Below are 15,614 nucleotides of genomic sequence, written 5' to 3' on the forward strand. Positions count from 1 at the left end.
GGTCAGCACTGACAGCTCGGCACACTGGCTCGTGCCTGCAAAGGGGGGCACCATGACGGTTATGGCGCAGCGCACGGACCAGATGTCCGTAGAGGATTTCGAGGAGCTTGCCGCAGTCGTGGCCAAAGAGCTCGACACCGTCAGGTTGGAGTTCATCAACGGGCGGATCGGGGTCAAGGGCATGACGGACGGCAACCACGGCGCGATCATCATGTGGCTGCTCCGCCGATGCATCCAGGCCCGGCCCGAACTCGACCTCAACCCCTTGCAGGGGCTGAAGGCGGAGGCCTACCGCAAGGGCCGCGCCCTGCCCGACGGCGTGCTCGCCCCGATTGATCATTTCGTGGGCCAGGGCGACTGGGCCGATCCCGACGGGGTGCTCATGGCGGTCGAGATCACCTCGTACGACTCGGACACGCACAACCGCGACCGCGTGGAGAAGCCTCGCGGCTATGCCGAAGCGGGGATCCCGGTCTACCTGCTGATCGACCGGGACAACCTCACAGTCCTCGTGCACAGCGACCCTGATCCGGGGGTCGGCTACCAGTCCGTCCATACGGTCCGGTTCGGCGGCCGAATCACGCTGCCGGACCCCATCGGTGTCGAACTCGACACCGAGGAACTCAAGAAGTACGCCGACTGAACGCCCCTCACGTCGTCAGGTCCCGCCTCCGCAGCCCCACCAGCCCCCCGGCCACCATCACCACCGCGATCCCGGTCAGCGTCAGCACCGGCCCCCAGGCCATCTCCCCGCCCGGCAGCTTCGGCAGATGCCCGTACGGCGACAGGTCCAGCACGATCTGCGGAGCGTCGAGCGCGGGACCGATCCAGCCGATCAGCAGGGCCGCCCCGGCCACGGCCCACGCCGCCACCCCGGCCCGCGGCAGCACGCCGTACAGCAGGACCGCCAGGCCGCCGATCACCCACACCGCCGGCAACTGGGCCAGGCAGGCGCCCAGGATCGGGCCGGCCTCCTTGCCGTAGCCCGCCGCCATGCCCAGGCCCGCCAGCAGCATGATCAGCACGGAGCCGCCGAAGGCGATCACCAGATGGCCGGCGGCCCAGCGAAGCCGGCCCACCGCGGTCGCCAGCACCGGCTCCGCCCGTCCCGATGTCTCCTCGCCGTGCAGCCGCAGCACCGACGCCACGATGTACAGGGCCGCGACCAGGCCCATGATGCCGGCGATCGCGGCGAGGAACGCGTCCGTCAGCCCGGACTGGCCGCCCATGCGCTGGAAGATCTCGCGGGCCTTCTCGTTGTCGCCGACGAGGTCCGCCGCTCCCTGTGTCATCCCGCCGTAGACGACTCCGCCGAGGAAGAAGCCGATGCTCCAGCCCAGCACACCGCCCCGCTGCAGCCGCCAGGCCAGGGCCTCCGCCGAGCCGAGGCCACCGGTGGCCGGGCCGGGCCGGGTGGGCAGGAAGCTCATGCCGACGTCGCGGCGGTCGGCGAGGGTGTAGGCCGCCCAGGACTGGATCAGCGCCGCGGCCGCGAACAGCAGCAGCACCCACCAGCGCTCGCCGGCGTAGGGCCGCTCGTTCTCCAGCCAGCCGATCGGGGAGAGCCAGGTCATGACGGACGAGCCGTCGTTCGTCGCGGCGTCGCCCGCGGCCCGCAGGACGAAGGCCGCGCCCAGCCCGGCGGCGGTCAGCCCGCGCGTCAGCCGTGCGCTCTCCGTGAGCTGCGCGGCGATGGCCGCGAGCGTGGCGAACGCCATGCCCACCCCGGCGATCCCGAGCCCCAGCGCCAGCGCCCCCACGGCGCCCTGGGCGGCGAGGCCCGCGGTGACCAGCAGGGCGAGCAGGAGGTTGGCGGTCAGCGCCGTGGACAGTGCCGCCGTCAGCGGGGCGCGCCGGCCCACCATCGCCGACGAGATCAGCTCCTGCCGTCCGCTCTCCTCCTCGTCCCGGGTGTGCCGGACCACGATGAGCAGGCTCATGATCGCGGCGAGCAGTCCGGCGTAGACGCCGACGCGCCAGGCGGTGAGCGCGCCGATCGACTGGCCGAAGACGGGCCCGACCATGGCGCGCAGCGACGTGTTGGCGGACATCTGCGCGGCCAGTTCGGCGCGTGCGGCCGGCGTGCCGTACAGCCCCTTGAGGGTGTTGGGCATCGACAGCACCATCAGCGCGTTCACCGCGACCCACACCGGGATCATCACCCGGTCGCGGCGCAGGGCGAACCTGAACAGCGTTCCCGTACCGGCCAGCGGGCGGGATCCCCCGTCCCGTACCGCGAAGGCCGACGCCACGGCGGTCATCGGGACACCGCCTCCCCGGCCTGCTCGGCTCCGGCGGCGGGCGGCTCCTCCTGGTAGTGCCGCAGGAACAGTTCCTCCAGGGTGGGCGGCGTCGACGTCAGCGACCGCACGCCCGACTCGCTCAGCGACCTGAGCACGCCGTCCAGCTTGTCGGTGTCGACCTGCAGCCGGACGCGGTGGCCCCGGACGTCGAGGTCGTGCACGCCGGGCAGCCCGGACAGCCCGTTGGGCGGTGCGACGAGCTCGGCGGTGACGCTGGTGCGGGTCAGATGGCGCAGATCGGCGAGCGAGCCGCTCTCGACGGTGCGGCCGTTGCGGATGATGCTCACCCGGTCGCAGAGCTCCTCGACCTCGCTGAGGATGTGGCTCGACAACAGGATGGTCCGGCCGCGCTCGCGTTCCTCCTCGACGCAGCGCTGGAAGACCTCCTCCATCAGCGGGTCGAGGCCCGATGTGGGCTCGTCGAGGATGAGCAGGTCGACGTCCGAGGCGAGGGCGGCGACGAGGGCGACCTTCTGCCGGTTGCCCTTGGAGTACGTGCGCCCCTTCTTGGTCGGGTCCAGTTCGAACCGCTCGACCAGTTCGGCCCGGCGCCGCTGGTCGAGGCCGCCGCGCAGGCGCCCGTACAGGTCGATGACCTCGCCCCCGGAGAGGTTGCGCCACAGCGTCACGTCCCCGGGGACGTAGGCGACCCGGCGGTGCAGTTCCACCGCGTCCGCCCACGGGTCGCGGCCGAGCACCTGGGCGGCGCCGGAGTCGGCGCGCAGCAGGCCCAGCAGGACCCGGATGGTGGTGGACTTCCCGGCGCCGTTCGGGCCGAGGAAACCGTGGACCTCGCCGGCCTCGACGTCCAGGTCGAGACCGGCGAGCGCATGCGTCCTGCCGAAGGACTTGTGGAGTCCCGCGACGGTGATGGCCTTCGTCATGCTTCAGAAGTTACGCTGGTTTCAGAAACTTGTGAAGTTAAGGAAGTGTATAAAACCGCGGATACACTCAGGGCGGGCAGACGGGCAGACAGGCAGGGGAGATGATCGGGAGATGAGCGGACCGAGCGCGGTGGAGCGCGACCCGGAGGCCGTCTCGAAATTCGTGGAGGGCTTCGCGGCGCAACTGGTCGAGGCCGGGATGCAGCGCATGCCCTCCCGGGTGTTCGCGGCCCTGCTGGCCTCCGACTCCGGCTCCCTGACCGCCGCCGAACTCGGTGAACGGCTCCAGGTCAGCCCGGCCGCCGTCTCCGGCGCGGTGCGGTACCTCGCCCAGCAGCACATGGTCTCCCGGGAGCGCGAACCCGGCTCGCGCCGCGAGCGGTACCGGGTCAGCAGCAACCAGTGGTACGAGGCGCTGACCAACCGCGACGCGGTGCTCAAGCGCTGGGAGCACGCCCTGCGGGACGGGGTCGACAGCCTCGGCGTGGCCACCCCGGCGGGCCGGCGCCTGGCGGAGACCCTCGCCTTCTTCGAGTTCGTGGAAGGCGAGCTGGCCCAGATGATGGAACGCTGGCGCGTCCACCGGGAGAAGCTCTACGGCGAGGGCTGAGCACCGCCGGCGTACGGCGGGGGCAGAACGCCGGCGCGCCGAGGCCGCGCCCTCCGCGCACTCACACCCCCGACACGCCCGTGGCGGGCAGCGTCAGCCCCCACGCCGCTTCCCTCACCACCCACGTCCGCGTCCGCACCGGACCCGCGACCACCGCGTCCGCCCGGTACCGGAAGTCCGCCCCCGACACGGTCACCTTCCGCCCCGACGCGCGCAGCGCCGTCGCCTCGGCCCCCACCGAGACCGGCCGCACCTCGACCTCGGCCACCCCCGGATTCCCCGGCGCCACGCACACCCCCTCCACCGGCTGGTCCAGGTCCACCAGCGTCACGCCGTCGACCTCGACCCGCAGCCGGGACGGCCCGGGCCCTGACCGGCCCGAGAGCCGGGGCGGGCGTGCCGCCAGCGTCCGCACCAGCGACCGGCGCATCCGCAGCCACGGCCCGGGGGCCGGCGAGGGCTCGGCGCCGGCCGGCGAAGCACGGCGCCCGGACGGCACCGGCGGCGAGGCCGGAGCCGGCGCGGCGGCCGGGAGCGACGGAATCCGCAGATCCCCGAGCACCAGCCCGTCGCTGTCGTCCACCAGCAGATCCAGCCGCCGCTCCACCCCGTCCAGGACGGCACGCGCCGCCGCCACCGCCCCCGTCGGCACCCCCAGGGACCAGGCCAGTGACAGCGAGGCCCCGACCGGGACCAGCGACAGGCCCGTCGCGCCCAGCTCCCGCCGCCGGTGCAGCAGCGTCACCGCGCGCAGCAGCGCCCGGTCGTCGCCCACGACCACCGGCCGCCGCGACCCTCTGCGCGCCAGTGCGCGGGCGAATTCCTCCGGCCCCTCAGGGAGGCATATCTTCGTGGCCGCACCCGCGCTGAGCACGTCCTTCGCGATCCGTACCGACTCACCGTCACTGTGACGAGCGACCGGGTCGATGACCACCAGCAACTGGTCGGAAGTCGCCACCTCGGTCCTGCCTCGCTTCCTCGGGTAGCATCTTTGTGCAAGAGCCCCTTGCGATATTGCGCCAGGGGCTTCGTCTATTCCGGGGCATCCGGTCCGACGGTTTGCGGCCAACGATGGTCGCGGTGCACGCGGCGGTGGACCACCGCGTACTCCCCCGACCCTGGACATGCCCCGCCCGGAAGGGGTGTACGCGCGTGCCCGCACTTGTGCTGCTCGGTGCTCAGTGGGGTGACGAAGGGAAGGGAAAGGCCACCGATCTGCTCGGTGGTTCGGTGGACTATGTGGTGCGCTACCAGGGTGGCAACAACGCGGGCCACACGGTGGTCGTGGGTGACCAGAAGTATGCCCTCCACCTCCTCCCTTCCGGAATCCTCTCGCCCGGATGTACGCCCGTCATCGGCAACGGCGTCGTCGTCGACCCATCGGTCCTGCTCTCCGAGCTGAGCGGTCTGAACGAGCGTGGCGTCGACACGTCCAAGCTCCTGATCAGCGGGAACGCGCACATCATCACGCCGTACAACGTGACGGTCGACAAGGTGACCGAGCGCTTCCTCGGGAAGCGGAAGATCGGCACGACCGGCCGCGGCATCGGCCCGACGTACGCCGACAAGATCAACCGGGTCGGCATCCGGGTCCAGGACCTGTACGACGAGTCGATCCTGACGCAGAAGGTCGAGGCGGCCCTCGACGCCAAGAACCAGATCCTCACCAAGCTCTACAACCGGCGCGCGATCGCCGTGGAGCAGGTGGTCGGGGAGCTGCTGGGCTACGCCGAGAAGCTGAGGCCGTACGTCGCCGACACCGTCCTGGTCCTCAACCAGGCGCTGGAGGCCGGCAAGGTCGTCCTCTTCGAGGGCGGCCAGGGCACGCTGCTGGACATCGACCACGGCACGTATCCCTTCGTGACCTCGTCGAACCCCACCGCGGGCGGTGCCTGCACGGGCGCCGGCGTCGGCCCGACGAAGATCAGCCGCGTCATCGGCATCCTGAAGGCGTACACCACGCGTGTCGGCTCGGGCCCCTTCCCGACCGAGCTGCTGGACGAGGACGGCGAGGCGCTGCGGCGCATCGGCGGCGAACGCGGTGTCACCACCGGCCGTGACCGCCGCTGCGGCTGGTTCGACGCGGTGATCGCCCGCTACGCGACCCGGGTCAACGGCCTGACCGACTTCTTCCTCACCAAGCTCGACGTCCTCACCGGCTGGGAGCAGATCCCGGTCTGTGTGGCCTACGAGATCGACGGCAAGCGCGTCGAGGAACTGCCTTACTCCCAGACGGACTTCCACCACGCGAAGCCGGTCTACGAGTACCTCCCGGGCTGGCAGGAGAACATCACGAAGGCCAAGACCTTCGCTGACCTTCCCAAGAACGCCCAGAACTACGTCAAGGCGCTTGAGGACATGTCGGGCGCGCCGATCTCGGCGATCGGCGTCGGCCCGGGCCGCGACGAGACGATCGAGATCAACTCGTTCCTCTGACGCGCGCGTCGCCCCACGCGTGGGCCCCGCGACCCGGTCGCGGGGCCCACGCGCGGTGCTGCTCCGCTCTGGCGGGGGGTCCGTGCGCGGTGCTGCTCCGCTTCGGCGAGGGGCCGCTGACGCATCCTTGACCCGGACATGGCTTGTTCCTGGTTCCCGGTGGGGCGCGGTGACGCCACGCTCTACGCGTGTAGTCCCGCACAGCTCGTCCATCCGCCCCTCGCGCGCGACCCAGGAGACCCGTATGCCCGTCACCCCCATGAACCGCCGCGCGTTCATGCAGAAGTCGGCCGTCACCGGTGCGGCCGTGGCCGCGGCGGGGACCCTCGCGGCCGCCCCCGCCCGCGCGGCCGAGCGGAAGCCCGAACACGAGCACCGCACCTGGTCGTTCTCCATCCTGGGCACCACCGACCTGCACAGCCACGTCTTCGACTGGGACTACTACAAGGACGCCGCCTACAGCGACAAGGCCGGCAACTCCGTCGGCGTGGCCCGTGTCGCCACGCTCATCAGGCAGCAGCGGGAAACCAAGGGCGAGCACCGGGTGCTGCTCGTCGACGCCGGCGACATCATCCAGGGGACCTCCCTGGCGTACTACTACGCCCGCGTCGATCCCATCACCGGCGCCGACGCCCCCGAGCACCCGATGGCGGTCGCCATGAACGCCATGCGGTACGACGCCGCCGCGCTCGGCAACCACGAGTTCAACTACGGCATCGAGGTGCTGCGGAAGTTCGAGGAGCAGTGCCACTTCCCGCTGCTGGGCGCCAACGCCCTCGACGCCAGGACCCTCAGGCCCGCCTTCCGGCCGTACACCGTGAAGCGGATCCGTGTGCCGGGGGCCCCGGACATCAAGGTCGGCATCCTGGGTCTCACCAACCCCGGTATCGCGCTGTGGGACAAGGACAACGTCGGCGGCAGGATGGTCTTCCCCGGGCTCGTCGAGCAGGCGAGGAAGTACGTGCCGCGGCTGCGCGCCCTCGGCTGCGACGTCGTCTTCCTGACCGACCACTCCGGGCTCGACGGGTCCTCCTCGTACGGCAGTGAACTCCCCTACGTCGAGAACGCCTCCAACCTCGTCGCCGAGCAGGTCCCCGGCATCGACGCCATCCTCGTCGGCCACACCCATGTCGAGGTCCCCTCCTACACGGTCAAGAACCAGGAGACCGGCAAGGACGTCGTCCTGTCCGAGCCCTACTGCTGGGGCATGCGCCTGACCGTCTTCGACTTCGAGCTCGAACTCCACCACGGACAGTGGAAGGTGACCGGCACCACGGCGCAGACCCTCGACCCGAAGGACGCCGAGGAGGACCCGGAGATCACCCGGCTCCTCAAGGCCGACCACGACCTCGTCGTGCAGTACGTCAACACACCCGTGGGCATCTGCACCCAGGACCTGTCGGCGGCCGAGTCCTGCTGGAAGGACGTCCCCGTCATGGACTTCATCCACGAGGTCCAGATGAAGGCCGTCGCGGCCGGGCTCTCCACCGCCGACGCCGCCCTCCCGCTGATCTCGGTGGCCGCGCCCTTCAGCCGCACCGCCGACATCCCCGCCGGGAGCGTGACCATCAAGGACATCGCCGGGCTCTACATCTACGACAACACCCTGTACGGCAAGAAGCTCACCGGCGCCCAGCTCAGGGACTACCTGGAGTACGCGGCGAAGTACTACCACCAGGTCCCGTCCGGCACGAAGGTCGACACCGCGACCCTCACCAACGCCGACAACTTCTGGGACTACATGTACGACACGGCCGCCGGCGTCGACTACGAGATCGACATCGCGCAGCCCGAGGGATCGCGGATCAAGAACCTCACCTACCGGGGCGCGGCCGTCACCGACGACCAGGTCTTCGTCGTCGCCGTCAACAACTACCGCGCCAACGGCGGCAGCGGCTACCCGCACATCGCCGCCGCCGACATCGCCTACAGCTCCACCAACGAGATCCGCCAGCTGATGATCGACTACGTGACGTCCAAGGGCACCCTGGACCCGGCGGACTTCGCGGACGCCAACTGGCGGCTGACGCAGGACGGAACCCCGGTCTTCCCGGCCTGACGGATCAGCTGAAGACGATCATCGAGCCCTGGGCCAGGCTCCGCGTCGCCGCCGCGTGCAGACCCAGCCACACGTGCCGTTCGCGGGCGAAGGGGCTCGGATCGTACGGGGCGGGCGGCGCGGGCTCCTCCAGCGCGGTGGGCGCGAGCGGGGGGGCGGGGGTGACGGGCGGGTTGGCCGGGTCGATGCCGATCGACGGCGCCACCAGTTCCAGCTCCCGCAGCAGCGACTGGGACGAGCCCAGCGGGCCGCCGCTCGCGAGGAGTTCGTCGTTGGACAGGGGGTGCGGGAAGTCCACCGGGACGTAGGCGCCCGCGTGGTCGTAGTGCCACACCAGGTGGGACTGCTGGGCCGTCGACTCGAACATCTCCAGCAACTGCTCGTAGTCCCCGCCCAGTTCGTCGATGGGGGTCACGGCGAGACCGCACACCTGGAGCAGGTACGCGCGGCGCAGGAAGTGCAGCGCGTCGTAGTCGAAACCCGCGACCGGCGCGACATCGCCGGTCAGCCCCGGCATGTACTGGTACACCGGTACCGGCGGCAGCCCGGCCTCGCCCAGCACCTTGTCGTAGAGGGCGAGTTCCTCGGCGAAGGGATTGTCGGGAGTGTGGCACAACACGTCGACGAGCGGGACCAGCCACAGGTCACAGGCCAACAGTAAGCTCCTCGGTCATCGGTGTGGTGCAGGCAGCGTAGTGGTCGTGGGCGTGAGGGCGCGGTGCCTCAGCCGTGCAGGTCCCATACCCACACCCCGCCGACCCACCTACCCGGCCGCCCCACCAGCTTGTCCACGGTCTCACGCAGCTTGTCCTGGTACTGCTGCGGGGGCAGCACCAGCACCCCCGCCTTCCAGTAGGCGAAGTCCCGGCGCGCCTGCGCCCGCCAGTTCTCGCCGATCACGGGGGCCACGCCGGTGAAGCTGATGTCGCGCAGCATGTTCGAGGTGTAGCGGGGCGAGGCGCCGTAGATGCCGATGCGCTCGCTGCCGTAGGGGCCGTTGAAGTAGCCGCCGGGCAGCTTGAACCGCAGGCCCGCCGCGGTCTGCCAGTGCAGTGCCTCCGCGTTGCCCGAGTCGGGCAGCGGAATGGGCACGAGCGTCTCGTCCCTGCCGACGTACGACTTCCACGTCCCGTCCGCGATGAAGGCCGGCACCGGAGCGCGCTCGACCGCCCTCAGCGGCGCCGGAACGATCGGGATGAGCGCGGCGGCGACCGCCGTCAGGCCGATGAACTGGTTGCCGATGCTCGGCGTGTGCACCAGCCGCTCGACCGCCACCGCCACCAGCATGCCGAGGACGGGCGCGCAGATCATGGCGACCCGGCCCTCGATGACCGACTCGAACAGGGGCTTGTCCGCGAGCAGCGCCCACGGGCCCGGGACCGTGGAGTGGGTGAGCGGGATCTGGAAGCGCGGGCCCAGGGAGAGCAGTCCCGCGGCCACCGCCGTGAACGCCAGGGCCTTGACCAGGGCGCGCTCCCACAGCCGGATCACGATCGCGAAGGCCAGGGCCGCCAGCGGCCAGCCGTAGAAGGCGTTCTGCTCGGTGGGGTTGAGGGAGAGCGCGTTCGCCATCGCGTCGTCGCCGGCGACCAGGGAGCGTCCGGAGAAGGAGAACAGGGCCAGGGGGCTGTTGCCCGCCCTGTCGCCGTGCAGCACGCTCGTGTAGCTCTGCGGGCCGAAGAACTGCCAGTACAGGGGGAGCGCGACGAGCGGCAGGCACACCCCCGCGCCGATCGCCAGGCCCTTCAGCAGCGGGCGCCAGGCCGCCCTCGCCACGTCCCTGCGTACGACCGCGTAGGCGCCCGCGAACAGCACCATGCCCAGCGACGCCAGCAGCAGCGGTTCCTCGCCGAGGAAGATCTGGTACGCCGTCATCAGCCCGAGGACGACGCCGTCCCGGACGACCCGCGCGCCCGTGCACAGCCGCAGCACGCGCTCCACGATCAGCGGGATCATGAACAGGACGACGAAGTTGGGGTGCGCGTTGGCATGGCTGACCATCGGGGGCGCGAACGCGGCGAGCGCCGCGCCGATGAAGGCCGCGCCGCGGGTCGGCACCACCCGCTCGGCGATCAGCCGGTACCAGGCGGCGGCGGTGGCCGCGAGCCCGAGCGTCATCACCAGCGCGAGGGAGACGGCGGGGCCGAACAGCAGGGTGACCGGTGTGAACGGCACGGTCAGGCCGAGCATGACCGTGTTGGCCATGAGGTTCACGCCGTCGGGGAAGCCCTGGAGGGTGGTGAAGAGCGGGTCCCGCAGGTGGGCGACGTTGTCGGCCGTCACCGCGAAGAACCACTCCCACTGGTTCTGGTCCTGCAGCGAGTCCGGCAGGTAGCGGTGGTCCGGGCCCGCCCAGCGGCCCGAGTACAGGGCCAGCGACATCAGCAGGAAGGCGGCCACCGCGAGGACGTCGGCGGGGCGCACGGCGCGGACCTTGAGCACGGTCAGCTCGGCCAGGACCCGGGCGTAGTCGAGGGCGTGCACCTTGGAGCCGGGCTGGTGGGCCCAGCGCACCGGCACCTCGGTGACCGGCCAGCCCGAGCGGCGGAAGTGCTGGAGTATCTCCACGTCGATGCCCCAGCCGCTGATCCGGGACGCGGTGAACGCCTCGCGGGCGCGGTCGCCGTCGAAGAGCTTGAAGCCGCACTGGGTGTCCTGGACGCCGGGCACGGCGATCCGGCGTATCAGGACGTTCCCGGCGCGCCCGAGCAGTTCGCGCATCCGGTGCTGGCGCCGCTCTATGGTCGCGCCGGGTGCGGCGCGGGAGCCGATCGCCGCGAAGCGGCCCTCGCTCATCGCCTCGTCGAGGGCCGCCAGTTCCTCGATGGGGGCGGCCAGGTCGGCATCCGTGACCAGGACGCGGCGGCCGCAGGAGGCGAGGACGCCCAGGCGCAGGGCGTTGCCCTTGCCGCGGTTGCGGGGGCTGGCGACGAGCTGCACACGCGGCTCGCGGGCCGAGACCGCGGTGACGATGTCCCGGGTGCCGTCGGTGGACCCGTCGTCGACGACGAGGAGCTCCCAGGCGCCGAAGCGGCCCTCGTTCGCGCTCAGGTACCCGGTGATGGCGTCGAGGGTGGGACGCAGCCGCTCTTCTTCGTTGTAGGCGGGGACGACGACGGACAGGTCGATGGAGATGGCCGGCACGTCCTCCATGGCGTCCGCGGCCTCCGTGGCGCTCATCGGGCGGCCAGGTGTTCGAGCAGGGCGAGGGAGTGCGCGTTGTACGCGGCCAGGACGGCGCCGGCCGCGTCGCTGTCGCGGCGGGCCAGGGCGTCGACGAGGCCGGTGTGCCCGGACCACAGCCGGCCCCTGAGGTCGGTGGCCCGGCGCAGGTGCTGGACGGCGCAGACCCAGGACCGCACGCGCAGCCGGTGCAGGAAGTCGGCCAGGTAGGGGTTGCCGAACAGGGCGCTCAGTTCGCGCCAGAAGCGCAGGTCGTACCCGATGAGGATGTTCAGGTCGCCGGCCGAGGCGGCGCGCTCGGCCTCCTCGCCGCGGCGCCGCACCACGGCGAGGGCGGCGGCGCGGCGGGGGTCGTCCGCGGCGGCGCCCCCCTCGCCGTGCACGAGCCGGTGGAAGATCCCGTCGGTGACGAGGCTGCGGGCCTCGATCATGCCGCGGTAGTCGTCGAGGGAGTAGGCGTGGACCTCGAACCCCCGGTGCTGGACCGCGTCCAGCAGGCCCTGGGCCGACAGGTCGACCAGGGCCTCGCGCACCGGGGTGGCGGAGACGCCGTACTGCTCGGCGATCTCCTTCACCGTGAACTCCTGCCCCGGCTGCATCCGGCCGGCCAGCACCTCGTCGCGGAGCGCGTCCGCGATCTGCTGCCGCAGGGTGCTACGGGTAACGGCGCCATTGCCGGGCATGGTGGTGTGGGTCCCCCATCCGCGTACGGGTACGTGTCGGACACATGTCTCTCCGAGCACGTCACCTTACGCGGTGGGGGTTGTGCGCGTGCCGCCGCACGCCTGGCTCACGCCGTGTACTCGTCCGCCACCGACAGCGCCGCGTCCAGGGCCGCGAGGCCCTCCTTGGCCTCCGCCTCCGTGATGGTGCAGGGCGGCACCACGTGGGTGCGGTTCATGTTCACGAAGGGCCACAGGCCGCCCGCCTTCGCGGCGGAGGCGAACGCGGCCATCGGCGCGGCCGCCTCACCGGCAGCGTTGTAGGGCACGAGCGGCTCCCGCGTCTCGCGGTCCTTCACCAGTTCCAGGGCCCAGAACATGCCCACGCCCCGCACCTCGCCCACCGACGGGTGGCGTTCGGCCAGTTCACGCAGACCCGGCTCGATGACCTGCGCCCCGACGACCGCGGCGTTCGCGACGACGCCCTCCTCGGCCATCACGTTGATCGTGGCGACGGCGGCGGCGCACGCCAGCGGATGCCCGGAGTAGGTGAGACCGCCCGGGTAGGGCCGCTTGCCGAAGGTCTCGGCTATCGCACCGGAGATGGCGACGCCGCCGAGCGGCACATAGCCGGAGTTCACGCCCTTGGCGAAGGTCATGAGATCGGGGGTCACCTGGAAGAGGTCCGCGGCGAACCACTCTCCGGTGCGCCCGAAGCCCGCCATCACCTCGTCGAGGACGAAGACGATCCCGTACTTGTCGCACAGTTCGCGGACGCCCGCGAGGTAGCCGCGCGGCGGGACCATGATCCCGGCGGTCCCGGGGACGGTCTCCAGGATGATCGCGGCGATGGTTCCGGGGCCCTCGAACGCGATGGTCGTCTCCAGGTGCTCCAGCGCCCGCTCGCACTCCTGCTGCTCGGTCTCGGCGTAGAAGCGCGAGCGGTACAGGTACGGCGCCCAGAAGTGCACGACGCCCGCCGCGGCGCCGTCGGAGGCCCAGCGTCGCGGGTCGCCGGTGATGTTCACGGCCTGCTGGGTGCCGCCGTGGTACGAGCGGTACGCGGACAGCACCTTGGGGCGCCCGGTGTGGATCCGCGCCATGCGCACGGCGTGTTCCACGGCGTCGGCGCCGCCGTTGGTGAAGAAGATCTTGTCGAGGTCGCCGGGGGTGCGCTGGGCGATCAGCCGGGCGGCCTCGGAGCGGGCCTCGATGGCGAAGGCGGGCGCGAACGTGGTCAGGGTGGCGGCCTGCTCCTGGATCGCGGCGACGACCTTGGGGTGCTGGTAGCCGATGTTGGTGTAGACGAGCCCGCTGGAGAAGTCGAGGTAGCGGTTGCCGTCGTAGTCCCAGAAGTACGACCCCTCCGCACCGGCGACGGCGAGCGGGTCGATGAGCTCCTGCGCTGACCAGGAGTGGAAGACGTGCGCACGGTCCGCGGCCTTGACGGCGGCGCCGGCCTGGGGGCTGGGCTGAGGGGTCATGCGGGCGAGCGTAGGCGTCCGGGATGCGGACGCGACATCGGCGTCCTGTCTGCGGTCGGGGCGGGAACGCGGACAGGTTGTCGAACGAGGGGTTCGTCGACAGCATTCTGCCGCAATGACAGCGTGCTGACATATGCCCCTGCGGGTGTCGGTGCACGCTTCCGCCTCCGAGGAGAAGCGATGAGCCGCAGACCCGTCCATCTCGCCGTGTACGACACCCTCGCCGACCGGCTCGCCGAGGCCCTCGGGGACGCGGGGTTCGCCGAGACGGTCCGGGTCCCGGAGCGGCCGTCGGCGGCGGGGGACGGGCTTGCACAGGAGGACCAGGGGCCCGTTACGGAACCGTGGACCCCGCCCTGACCGACTTCCCGTACGGCAGCACTATCCTCGGGCTGTCGCACAGTCAGGGGGGTAGGTGAGGCGGCGATGGAGAAGCTCGGGGCCGGTGATCCGATGGGGGTGCCCCCGGGCTTTCTGCTCCGGGGGAGGATCGGTGCCTATCGGCTGATCGCCCGGCTCGGGGCCGGCGGCATGGGCAACGTGTACCTGGCCCGCTCCGACCGGGGACGTACCGTCGCCGTGAAACTGGTCCGGCGGGAGCTGGCCCAGCAGGAGGAGTTCCGGGCCCGCTTCCGGCAGGAGGTGCAGGCCGCGCGGCGGGTCGGCGGCCACTGGACGGCGCCCGTCCTCGACGCCGACACCGAGGCCGAGATCCCCTGGGTCGCCACCGGGTACGTCGCCGGGCCCACGCTCCAGACCGTGGTCTCGCACGACCACGGCGCCCTGCCCGAGCGGTCCGTGCGCATCCTGGCCGCCGGGCTCGCCCACGCCCTGCAGGACATCCACGCCGCCGGGCTCATCCACCGCGACCTCAAACCTTCCAACGTCCTTGTGACCATCGACGGACCGCGGGTGATCGACTTCGGTATCACCCGCGCCCTGGAGACGGTCACCGCCGCCGGGCTCACCCGCACCGGGGCGCTCGTCGGGTCCCCCGGGTTCATGGCGCCCGAGCAGGTGCGCGGCGACCGCATCACGCCCGCCTGCGACGTCTTCTGCCTGGGGTCCGTCCTCGCGTACGCGGCCACCGGCGTCCTGCCCTTCGGCACCGCCGACAGCGGGGTGCACGCCCTGCTGTTCCGCATCGCCGAGGAGGACCCCGACCTGAGGGGCATACCGGAGGACCTCGCCGATCTCGTGCGGGACTGCCTGCGCAAGGACCCCGCCGCACGGCCCACCCCGGCACAGATCCTGGAACGGACGGGCGCCGGGGACACGGTCTCCGGCGGCCGCACCCGGGACCCCTGGCTGCCGAGCGCCCTGGTCGCCCAACTCGGCCGCCACGCCGTGCGGTTGCTGGACGCCGAGAACCCGGAGGAGGGGACGGGCCCGGCGGCCCCGGCACCCGCGCAGACGCCGCCGCACGCCGGCGGCCGGACCCCGGCCACGCCCCCCGCCGCGGCGAGCGCGACGAGCACGCCGGCCCCCGAAGGACAGGCGCCCGGTGGCGGGGGCCATGCGCCCGGCGCGGGCGGGCCTGCGCCCGCCGACGGGGGATGGCTGCCTGGCGGCGTGCCCGCACCCGGCGCGGGTGGACAAGCAGCCGGTGGTCACGGATGGCCGCCCGGTGGCGACGGGCAGGTTCCCGGTGACGGGGGACGGCCTCCCGGCGCCGGACAAGCGCCTGGTGCCGAGGGACAAGCGCCTGGTGCCGAGGGACACGTGCCCGGTGGCGGGGGGCACGCGGCCGGTGCCGTGGGCGGGGCCGTGGCCGGGGCCGGGGGCGCGATGCAGGGCGCCGGGGACGCGATGCAGGGCGCCGGGGGCGCGGTGAACGGCGCCGGGGGTCCGGTGAACGGTGCCGCGGCCGGCTTCGGACCCGGCGCGGCGGAGGCCTCCGCCGACCTCACCAAGCGGCCCCCGGCGGACGCACCCGCGTCCCCCGAGCACGCCCCCGCGCCCGACGCCTCGGACGGGAGCACCCCGCCCCCGC

Annotated in this window: 13 protein-coding genes; 6 read left to right on the forward strand and 7 right to left on the reverse strand. The window is 72.0% G+C overall.

Going from position 1 to position 15,614, the window contains the following annotated elements; all coding sequences use genetic code 11:
* Positions 1–52 precede the first annotated feature (52 nt).
* Positions 53–643, forward strand: coding sequence for a Uma2 family endonuclease (locus ACFSL4_RS19620; RefSeq protein WP_381084739.1), 591 nt, complete (start codon positions 53–55; stop codon positions 641–643).
* A 7-nt stretch (positions 644–650) separates the two neighbouring features.
* Here ACFSL4_RS19620 and ACFSL4_RS19625 read toward each other — a convergent pair whose 3' ends face one another.
* Together ACFSL4_RS19625 and ACFSL4_RS19630 are read right to left on the reverse strand one after the other, a co-directional pair.
* Positions 651–2,261, reverse strand: a complete 1,611-nt coding sequence (locus ACFSL4_RS19625) for an ABC transporter permease (RefSeq protein ID WP_381084368.1) — start codon at positions 2,259–2,261, stop codon at positions 651–653.
* A complete protein-coding gene (locus ACFSL4_RS19630) occupies positions 2,258–3,187 on the reverse strand; it encodes an ABC transporter ATP-binding protein (protein WP_381084370.1) in 930 nt (309 codons plus the stop codon). The genes ACFSL4_RS19625 and ACFSL4_RS19630 overlap by 4 nt, the downstream gene beginning before the upstream one ends.
* Before the next feature lie 112 nt (positions 3,188–3,299).
* On the opposite strand from ACFSL4_RS19630, the gene ACFSL4_RS19635 reads away from it, so the two are divergent.
* Positions 3,300–3,797 (forward strand): GbsR/MarR family transcriptional regulator, encoded by a 498-nt coding sequence (locus tag ACFSL4_RS19635; RefSeq protein WP_381084372.1) that lies wholly within the window; start codon positions 3,300–3,302, stop codon positions 3,795–3,797.
* Positions 3,798–3,858: 61 nt separating this feature from the next.
* Here the strand turns inward: ACFSL4_RS19635 and ACFSL4_RS19640 are convergent, their stop codons facing one another.
* Entirely contained in the window at positions 3,859–4,755 is an 897-nt protein-coding gene (locus ACFSL4_RS19640) for a diacylglycerol kinase catalytic domain-containing protein (protein ID WP_381084374.1), read from the reverse strand.
* A gap of 194 nt (positions 4,756–4,949) precedes the next feature.
* Here ACFSL4_RS19640 and ACFSL4_RS19645 point away from each other — a divergent pair, with 194 nt between their 5' ends.
* Together ACFSL4_RS19645 and ACFSL4_RS19650 are read left to right on the forward strand one after the other, a co-directional pair.
* Positions 4,950–6,233, forward strand: a complete 1,284-nt coding sequence (locus ACFSL4_RS19645) for an adenylosuccinate synthase (RefSeq protein WP_381084376.1) — start codon at positions 4,950–4,952, stop codon at positions 6,231–6,233.
* 244 nt (positions 6,234–6,477) lie between these two features.
* Positions 6,478–8,292 carry a bifunctional metallophosphatase/5'-nucleotidase gene (locus ACFSL4_RS19650; RefSeq protein WP_381084378.1) on the forward strand — a complete coding sequence of 605 codons (1,815 nt, stop codon included), beginning with the start codon at positions 6,478–6,480 and terminating at the stop codon, positions 8,290–8,292.
* 4 nt (positions 8,293–8,296) lie between these two features.
* Here ACFSL4_RS19650 and ACFSL4_RS19655 read toward each other — a convergent pair whose 3' ends face one another.
* The 4 genes from ACFSL4_RS19655 to ACFSL4_RS19670 all read right to left on the reverse strand — a co-directional run bounded on the left by ACFSL4_RS19655 (position 8,297) and on the right by ACFSL4_RS19670 (position 13,621).
* Positions 8,297–8,947 carry a hypothetical protein gene (locus ACFSL4_RS19655; protein WP_381084380.1) on the reverse strand — a complete coding sequence of 217 codons (651 nt, stop codon included), beginning with the start codon at positions 8,945–8,947 and terminating at the stop codon, positions 8,297–8,299.
* Between the two features lie 68 nt (positions 8,948–9,015).
* A complete protein-coding gene (locus tag ACFSL4_RS19660) occupies positions 9,016–11,472 on the reverse strand; it encodes a dolichyl-phosphate beta-glucosyltransferase (protein WP_381084382.1) in 2,457 nt (818 codons plus the stop codon).
* A complete protein-coding gene (locus tag ACFSL4_RS19665) occupies positions 11,469–12,158 on the reverse strand; it encodes a GntR family transcriptional regulator (protein WP_381084384.1) in 690 nt (229 codons plus the stop codon). The genes ACFSL4_RS19660 and ACFSL4_RS19665 overlap by 4 nt, the downstream gene beginning before the upstream one ends.
* A gap of 107 nt (positions 12,159–12,265) precedes the next feature.
* Complete coding sequence (locus ACFSL4_RS19670) at positions 12,266–13,621, reverse strand: aspartate aminotransferase family protein (protein ID WP_381084386.1); 1,356 nt, start codon at positions 13,619–13,621, stop codon at positions 12,266–12,268.
* A gap of 180 nt (positions 13,622–13,801) precedes the next feature.
* Here ACFSL4_RS19670 and ACFSL4_RS19675 point away from each other — a divergent pair, with 180 nt between their 5' ends.
* Both ACFSL4_RS19675 and ACFSL4_RS19680 read left to right on the forward strand, forming a co-directional pair.
* Entirely contained in the window at positions 13,802–13,981 is a 180-nt protein-coding gene (locus ACFSL4_RS19675) for a hypothetical protein (protein ID WP_381084388.1), read from the forward strand.
* Between the two features lie 66 nt (positions 13,982–14,047).
* Positions 14,048–15,614: serine/threonine-protein kinase (locus ACFSL4_RS19680; RefSeq protein WP_381084390.1), on the forward strand; the 1,567-nt coding region annotated here is incomplete at its 3' end.

Source organism: Streptomyces caeni (assembly GCF_042678285.1).
GTDB classification, from domain to species: Bacteria; Actinomycetota; Actinomycetes; order Streptomycetales; family Streptomycetaceae; genus Streptomyces; species Streptomyces caeni.

Bases quoted from the DNA above. Each gene is read 5' to 3' on its own strand.
- ACFSL4_RS19675 (WP_381084388.1), top strand. From the start codon at position 13,802: ATGAGCCGCAGACCCGTCCATCTCGCCGTGTACGACACCCTCGCCGAC.
- ACFSL4_RS19660 (WP_381084382.1), bottom strand. From the start codon at position 11,472: ATGAGCGCCACGGAGGCCGCGGACGCCATGGAGGACGTGCCGGCCATC.
- ACFSL4_RS19620 (WP_381084739.1), top strand. From the start codon at position 53: ATGACGGTTATGGCGCAGCGCACGGACCAGATGTCCGTAGAGGATTTC.
- ACFSL4_RS19635 (WP_381084372.1), top strand. From the start codon at position 3,300: ATGAGCGGACCGAGCGCGGTGGAGCGCGACCCGGAGGCCGTCTCGAAA.
- ACFSL4_RS19625 (WP_381084368.1), bottom strand. From the start codon at position 2,261: ATGACCGCCGTGGCGTCGGCCTTCGCGGTACGGGACGGGGGATCCCGC.
- ACFSL4_RS19650 (WP_381084378.1), top strand. From the start codon at position 6,478: ATGCCCGTCACCCCCATGAACCGCCGCGCGTTCATGCAGAAGTCGGCC.
- ACFSL4_RS19630 (WP_381084370.1), bottom strand. From the start codon at position 3,187: ATGACGAAGGCCATCACCGTCGCGGGACTCCACAAGTCCTTCGGCAGG.
- ACFSL4_RS19665 (WP_381084384.1), bottom strand. From the start codon at position 12,158: ATGCCCGGCAATGGCGCCGTTACCCGTAGCACCCTGCGGCAGCAGATC.
- ACFSL4_RS19670 (WP_381084386.1), bottom strand. From the start codon at position 13,621: ATGACCCCTCAGCCCAGCCCCCAGGCCGGCGCCGCCGTCAAGGCCGCG.